At 69.0% G+C, this 4,385-nt stretch carries 6 protein-coding genes and 3 pseudogenes; 5 read left to right on the forward strand and 4 right to left on the reverse strand.

Annotation, left to right across the window (positions count from 1 at the left end; genetic code table 11):
• A pseudogene (locus AOK15_RS47905) lies at positions 1 to 99 on the forward strand (NAD(P)-dependent oxidoreductase); the annotation flags it as partial.
• 94 nt (positions 100 to 193) lie between these two features.
• Positions 194 to 694, forward strand: a complete 501-nt coding sequence (locus AOK15_RS36130) for a hypothetical protein (protein ID WP_157870477.1) — start codon at positions 194 to 196, stop codon at positions 692 to 694.
• Positions 695 to 744: 50 nt separating this feature from the next.
• Here AOK15_RS36130 and AOK15_RS36135 read toward each other — a convergent pair.
• Positions 745 to 1,425 (reverse strand): annotated as a pseudogene (locus AOK15_RS36135) (MvdC/MvdD family ATP grasp protein); the annotation flags it as partial.
• A gap of 16 nt (positions 1,426 to 1,441) precedes the next feature.
• Here AOK15_RS36135 and AOK15_RS41520 point away from each other — a divergent pair.
• Together AOK15_RS41520 and AOK15_RS36140 are read left to right on the forward strand one after the other, a co-directional pair.
• Positions 1,442 to 1,612 (forward strand): annotated as a pseudogene (locus AOK15_RS41520) (FMN-binding protein); the annotation flags it as partial.
• A 136-nt stretch (positions 1,613 to 1,748) separates the two neighbouring features.
• The gene (locus AOK15_RS36140; protein ID WP_055522709.1) at positions 1,749 to 2,207 is read left to right on the forward strand and encodes an SRPBCC family protein; all 459 of its coding nucleotides are present in this window, start codon (positions 1,749 to 1,751) and stop codon (positions 2,205 to 2,207) included.
• A gap of 102 nt (positions 2,208 to 2,309) precedes the next feature.
• Here AOK15_RS36140 and AOK15_RS36145 read toward each other — a convergent pair whose 3' ends face one another.
• On the reverse strand, positions 2,310 to 2,504 hold the full coding sequence (locus tag AOK15_RS36145; RefSeq protein ID WP_055522705.1) for a DUF397 domain-containing protein: 195 nt from the start codon (positions 2,502 to 2,504) through the stop codon (positions 2,310 to 2,312).
• A 9-nt stretch (positions 2,505 to 2,513) separates the two neighbouring features.
• The gene (locus AOK15_RS36150; protein WP_055522710.1) at positions 2,514 to 3,395 is read right to left on the reverse strand and encodes a helix-turn-helix domain-containing protein; all 882 of its coding nucleotides are present in this window, start codon (positions 3,393 to 3,395) and stop codon (positions 2,514 to 2,516) included.
• 249 nt (positions 3,396 to 3,644) lie between these two features.
• Here AOK15_RS36150 and AOK15_RS36155 point away from each other — a divergent pair, with 249 nt between their 5' ends.
• Complete coding sequence (locus AOK15_RS36155; protein ID WP_055522707.1) at positions 3,645 to 4,139, forward strand: ATP-binding protein; 495 nt, start codon at positions 3,645 to 3,647, stop codon at positions 4,137 to 4,139.
• A gap of 26 nt (positions 4,140 to 4,165) precedes the next feature.
• Here AOK15_RS36155 and AOK15_RS46250 read toward each other — a convergent pair.
• The coding region (locus tag AOK15_RS46250; protein ID WP_205632285.1) for a hypothetical protein at positions 4,166 to 4,385 on the reverse strand (220 nt) is incomplete at its 5' end.

Consider the following 4,385-nt stretch of genomic DNA (forward strand, 5'->3'; position numbering starts at 1 on the left):
GAACTCCTCAGCCCCTACTTCGCGCTGATGCGCCGCCGTCTGACCGAGGGCAGCGGAGAGGAGGACCTGACGGGCGTGATCGACCTGCTGGCACACTGACTGGCGTTGACGGCTTTTCCGCACTGAGGCAACGGGATCAGGTCTGTCGGGGAAGATGTGCGTCGGCCGGCTTCAGGAAGAGGGGGAGTGGTCGGTGGAGAGACTGCGGCGAGCGTTCCTGGATTTCGACCGGCGCTTCGGCGGGGCCGAGCCGCCCCCCAGGGTGCAGGTGTTCCTGGCCCGGCACCCTGTGGCCACGGGAGTGGTCGGCGGTGTCGTCAGCGGACTGTTGTGTGCCTGGGCCCTCTCGGCCTTCGATGATCTGGGGCTCATGCTTCAGGCGGTGCTGTGGGGGCTGGGTGCCGGGCTGTTCTTCTGGCTCCTGTGCCGCTTCGAGCGTCGGCGCCAAGCTCACTACGAGCGCACCGGAGGGTGGCGGTCGGCTCCGCTGTCTCCCGTCGCCCATGAAGCACTGCCCCTGTGGCTTGAGGGCGTCCTGTGGATCAGCTCCTGGTCGATCTGTACGGCGGTCCTGTGGCTCGTTGGACAACTGAGGGATCCGCCGCGCAGCTGGCTCTGGAGCGCCGTCTACGCCGGGATCCTCATCATCGCGGGCTGGGCCGCGCGACTGGTCCGGGAACGCGGGCGGCGCTGACCCTCTTTCCCACGAGGGCGCGGGAGGTGACGCACATCGAGTCCGAGCCCTCAGCCCGGGAACCGACGGCGCCTGTCCGGAAGCACGGTCTGGCCTTGGGGAACACGAGGGCTCGCCTTGCGCTGCGACAGCCACAGGGCGACGGCCTCCGAGATCGGCTGCCCGGTCTCCAGCTCGATGAAGCCGAACTGGCCGCTCTGGTTGCACTCCAGGAACCACCAGATGCCCTTCTCCTCGGCGAAGTCGAACGCGGCATACGCCAGTCCGGCGAGGGCGACGTACTCGTACACCGACCTGCTGACACGCTCGGGAACAGGGACCGCCTCCCAGGCGTGGCCGGTGTCGCCGTAGCGCCCGTCGACCTGGCCGGGTTCGGCCACCTTCCGAGCGGCGAACAGCCGGGTGCCGACACAGGTCAGACGGATGTCGGCACGCTTGGGTATGTACCGCTGGAGCAGCGCCGGCCCGGCCGCGACGCCGGAGAAGTCCGTGTCGGGGCCGATCAGCGTGGTGGGCAGAGCCAGAGCGGGGGCACCCGGTGGCGGTCCCGAGGCGGATTTCACCACCACGTCCCCGTGCTCCGCGGCGAACTGCCGCGCCAGCCGCGGGGAGGTGGTGACGAGAGTGGGCGGTACCGCGAAGCCGCTGAGATGGGCGACCCTCAACTGCCACAGCTTCAACCGGGCCTGCTCGGCGTTGCGCGGATGGTTCATCCATCGCGGGGAGCCGGAGCAGAGCAGCCCGTCCCCGGATGAGACGCCGCGGAGCAAAGACATCAACTCCACCGCCATTCCCAAGCTCAACCAGGAGACCCTGCGGGCGCAGAGCGCGGACATCGACACGGTGTCGGGCGCCAGGTACACCAGTGAGGGCTACCGGCAGTCCCTCCAGAGCGCCCTGGACCGGGCCGGCGTCTGAGCACATCAACCTGACGCGGGTCCCTCGACGGCGTGAACGGGGACCGAGGCCGGTCCGCCACGGCCTCCGGTTGCCTCCGGCCGTACGGGGTGGCTCCATGGAACGGCAACCGGGAATGCGGGGAACGGGGCAGCGGATGGGTATCGATGTGACGGTGGACCGGGCGATCCCACTGCCGTGGGAGCGGGTGGCCGCGTATGCCATGGACTGGCGCCACGATGCCGGGTGGACCCAGGGCATCCGGACGGCTCGGCTGACGCGGCAGGCGGATGCGGGCGGTTTCGGGGTCGGGGCGGAGGTGACGCGGACGGCTCACTTCCTCGGCAAGCGGATCGACTACGTGCTGCGAGTCGCCGAGTACGAGCCGCCGAGGCTGCTGGACATGGTCTCGGTGGCCGGTCCGATGCCGATGCACGTGACCTACTCCTTCGACCCGCTTCCGGACGGCGGCACGCTCGCCCGGATCCGTGTACGCGGTGACGCCTCAGGCTTCTACCGGTTGGCCGGGCCGATGATGGGGCGCAAGGTGCGCTCGTCGCTGGTCAGGGACCTCCGGGACCTGGAGCGGCAGGTGAGCCGGCGAGCGGGAGGGTGAGCCTGGGGGGCAAGGCCCCGGCGCTGAAGGAGCCAGGGCGCCCACGCCGGCCAATCGTCACCTCGCGCGTTGAGCGACGAGCATGTCGCCCGCGCCGCAGCCTCAGCGCGTGGGCGTGAGGCTCGCCTTGACGTGCCCGAGGAGTGCGGCGAGGGCCTTCGGCTCGGTGCCCAGGAGCACGTGCGGTTCGTCGCTCTCGCGGAGGCGGATGGTTCCGTCGGGGGCGGTGGCCAGGTAGAGGCAGTTGCTCTCGGGGCCTCCGCTGAACGAGGACTTCTGCCAGTTCAGGTCAGCCATCCGGGCCTCCTAGAGCGTGTAGAGCAGATGCTGGATGAGGGCCAGCGAGTCCTTCACCGAGTGTGCTTCGGGGGCCAACGATACGTCGACCGGGGGCAGCGCATTCTCGGCCAGCCGCGCGAACAGCGCGTCGTACTGCCGTAGTTGCTCCGGCTCTCGTAGGTAGTCGGGGCCGGTGGCGCGGTCGAGGACCACCGTGCCGAGCCGCCGGGTGACGGGGATGGTGTGAACGAAGTTGCCGCTGAGGGCCGCGTACGCCTGAGCGGTGAACGGATAGATCTGGATGGTCACATGGGGGAGACGAGCCAACTCGATGAGCCGTACCAACTGCTCGCGTACGACCCTCGCGCTGCCGAACCGCATGTGCAGCGCCGCTTCGTGGATCACGGCGTGGACGGAGGGTGGGTTGTCGCGAGCGAGGACCCGCTGCCGCTCCATGCGGAACCGCAGACCGTCCTCGATGTTCTCGAAGCCCAGCTTGGGGCTGTTGAAGATGGCCCGCGCGTAGTCGGCGGTCTGGAAAAGCCCCGGAATGAACAGTGACTCGTGCATCCGCAGGGTGACCGCCTCGGCCTCCAACTCGGCGAGGTTGAGCGCGGCCGGCCCCATGCGTTTCCGGTACGCGCTCCACCAGCCCCTGCCGGACGCCTCGGACATGGACACCAAGGCATCGACGTAGGGCTCGTCCGTGCAACCGTATGTCCGGCACAGGTCCAGCAGCCGATCAGTGAGGATGGATGTGCGCCCCAGTTCGATATGGCTCAGTTGTGCCCGGCTCATGCTGATCCGCTGAGCGGCTTCGGCAGCACTCAAGCCCGCGATTTCGCGCAGTTGTTTGAGTTCGAAGCCGAGGCGGCGTTGGCGTTCGCTGATGGTGGTGCGTAGTCCCACGATCACTCCCTGGTGGCTCGTGGGAAGTCTGCACGGCGGTGAGTGATCGGTCCACTCGATCAGGTGACAGGGTTGAGATGATGAGCCCTTCACTTCTACTTTGGGTGTGGAATCAGTCACGCACCGAGAACAAGCAACTCCCCCAGCCCGTAAGTCGACAGAGCACCCACCCCGCAGCCCGGGCGCGCGTGGGCGTCGCCATCGCCGGGCCGGGGCCCCTCCCCATCACCCACACCGCCAGGAGCACCCATGCATCCAGCCCGCAGTGCTGCCCACAGGCCTGTGCAACTCACCTACGAGTACAGCCTGTTCGCCCCTGCCGACCCGACCGCCCCCCGTCTCTGCCGGGACTTCGTGCGGGCCATCCTCGTCACCCACGAACGGGAGCACCTCGTCATGCCCGCCGCCCTGTGCACCTCGGAACTCGTCACCAACGTCCATCTCCACACCAAGGGCACCGCCATGCTCCGCGTTCACCTGACCCCGGCCCGGCTACGGGTCAGCGTGTTCGACGAGAGCGCGGACCCTCCGGTGGTGGTGCGGCCCGCCGCCGGAGTCGCCGCCTGCTGGGGGAGAGGGCTCGCGCTCGTGGACGAGATGGCGGACGGCTGGGGTGTGGCGGACGGCCGGGCGGGGCGGTTCGCGAAGGGGGTGTGGTTCGAGCTGGGGCTCGCGGGTGAGCCGTTCCGGGACGCGGAACTGATGTCTGGCCGCACGGTCCGCCCGCCCGGCATCGCCGACTGAACCATCCGGCTCCGGATGATGTCTCATCAGGGGATACGCGTAAGGCGCTGGTTGGCGAGGTGCTCATGGCGGTGGACGACATGGAGGAGATCATCGCGGCGACGGTGGGGTGACGGTTCCCGCACGGGACAGCGGAACCGCTGTGAACGCGACCTCGACGGCGCCGCTCCGGTTGACGTAGTCGACGCGCAGGTCACGGCCGCCTGGGCGGTCAGCGCGTACACCCCGCCCATCGCCGCGGCGATG

This window comes from Streptomyces ossamyceticus (assembly GCF_001418475.1).
Lineage (GTDB): Bacteria > Actinomycetota > Actinomycetes > Streptomycetales > Streptomycetaceae > Streptomyces > Streptomyces ossamyceticus.